The organism is Intrasporangium sp., assembly GCF_036566125.1.
In the GTDB taxonomy this organism is placed as follows: domain Bacteria; phylum Actinomycetota; class Actinomycetes; order Actinomycetales; family Dermatophilaceae; genus Intrasporangium.
In genome coordinates this window covers 1-2134 of record NZ_DATCWX010000347.1, presented here as the reverse complement: position 1 = coordinate 2134, position 2134 = coordinate 1, and the positions used below count along the sequence as shown (strand labels likewise).

Here is a 2134-nt window from a genome sequence, read left to right as displayed (position 1 = left end):
GGCGGCCTGCTGCCACGGGCGAGCCGGCCCGATGACCGCGTGTCGTCCGCGGAGCGCTCGGTTGAGCTCCCGAGTTCGGGCCGAGCGACTGCCGAACGGCACGATGACAGCCACCTCGGTCCCCCGCTCTGCGACGAGGGCATCAGGCCCCAGAGCCGCCCGCACCCCCTCGAGCCGGCTCGCGGGCAACGTCGCCACGACGACGACGTCGGGAAGGTGCCACCCGAGGGCGGTTGCGGCCCGCTGCACGCCGGTCTCCGTCTCGCCGCGCAGGATCATCTCGAGCACCTCGCCTCGTCGGCGCTGGTGCTCTCCGGCCCGATCCGACTGCTCGAGCGCATACCCCTGCGCGCTGGCTGCAGACAGCTCGTCGATGTAGGCGAAGAGCGACTCCCCCAGCGCAAGGATGACGTCCGGGGCGAGCCGCGACACATCGACGGTGCGGGAGATGGCCCGGAGCGTCACACGGGCGCCGTACCGGTAGGCCGACAGGAGCGACTCGAGGCTGCGACCGCTGCGGACCTCGCCACGGCCGAGATTCTCGTAGACCCACTTGCCATCCTCGGACAGCGCAGGCAGCCGCGTCCCCGGCAGGTCGAGGAACCGGTGCAGCGCCACGGTGACCCCCTGCCGGACGCCCTGGCCAAAACGCCCCTCCATCGGCATCGCATAGACCGGGACGTCGCGCGGAATGCCCTCGATGATCGCCTCGACGATCTCACCCACGACGGGCCGCAGCACATCACTGATTTCGGTGGGTAGAGACAACCACGGCGGATCAGAAGCGGCTTGGGGCACGCTGGATTCCCCACAATCTATCCCGAGAAGACAGTTTCCTGTGGCAAAGAGTACCCGTCGCCCCAAGACGCGTGGCCACTCTGCGGAGGATATTCGAGGTATGGCCCAGTTCCGAGCTCTTCGCCGCGTCGCGTCAGTCTTGACGACGCCGCTCGCGCCCGAGGACTTCATCAGCTTGGTCAACCCGCTGGCGTCAACGCGCCAGCTCCGCGGCATCGTGACCAGGGTCGTCCCAGAGACGGCCGACTCGGCAACGATCCACTTCCACCCGGGCAAGGGCTGGAACGCCCACCAGGCGGGTCAGTGGGCCCGCATCGGCGTCGAGATCGACGGGGTCCGCCAGTGGCGCAGCTACTCGCTGTCCGCACCCGCAGGTGCCGACCCCGCCATCACGGTCACCGCGATCGGCCACGTCTCCACCGCACTCGTGCGCAACACGAAGCCGGGCGACGTGCTCTTCCTCGATGTCCCGCAGGGTGACTTCGTCCTCCCACAGCACCCACGCCCGCTCCTCATGGTGACCGCGGGCAGCGGCCTCACGCCCGTCATGTCGATGATCCGCACGCTGATCCCCCGCCGCCCCGACGCGGACGTCGTGCTCATCCACTCGTCGCGCACCCGGGCCGACGCACTCTTCCACGACGAGCTGCTCGAGCTCGCCGACCAGTTCCCGGGCCTGACCGTCAAGCACTGGTTCACCCGCGAGGAGCAGGGCCGCCGGCTCGACCTCGCCGACTTCGCCGACCTCGAGACGCTCTGCCCCGACTGGCGCACGCGGGCCGCCTACGCCTGCGGCCCCGCCGAGTTCCTCGACGCCGCCACCGCGCTCTGGGAGGGCAGCGCCGATGACGGCGAGACGAACCTGACGATCGAGCGCTTCGCCCCGGTCCTGCTTCCCGGTGCCGGCGGGGAGGGCGGCCTCGTCACCTTCGAGAAGTCGGACAAGGAGATCGAGGTCGATGGCGACGTGCCACTGCTCGAGGCCGGCGAGGAGTGCGGCGTCGTCATGCCGAGCGGGTGCCGCATGGGCATCTGCCGCAGCTGCCTGACGCCTCTCGTCGCGGGCCGGGTAAGGGACCTGCGCACCGGCGAGGTGCACGGCGATGAAGGCGAGCTCATTCAAACCTGCGTCAACGCTGCCGCTGGACCCGTCCACCTGGACATCTGAGAAGGGAACACCCCATATGACCGCCACGGTGAACCGCCCGGTCGAGACGACCGGTACCGCACCCACGCCCGTCCCCGCCTCCGAACCTGCAGCAGCGCCCGCCCCGTCCCTGCGCCCGCGCAAGCCCCTGCTCGCTCCGCGGGGCGGCCCCGCCGTCCGGCCCCCGGC

The 2134-nt window shown here is 70.5% G+C and carries 2 protein-coding genes; one reads left to right on the top strand and one right to left on the bottom strand.

What is annotated here, in order from left to right; translation table 11 throughout:
- Nucleotides 1–798: PucR-like N-terminal domain-containing protein (locus VIR15_RS20635; protein ID WP_524538110.1), on the bottom strand; the 798-nt coding region annotated here is incomplete at its 3' end.
- Between the two features lie 100 nt (nucleotides 799–898).
- Here VIR15_RS20635 and VIR15_RS20630 point away from each other — a divergent pair.
- Nucleotides 899–1966, top strand: a complete 1068-nt coding sequence (locus VIR15_RS20630) for a ferredoxin reductase (protein WP_331931285.1) — start codon at nucleotides 899–901, stop codon at nucleotides 1964–1966.
- Nucleotides 1967–2134 lie beyond the last annotated feature (168 nt).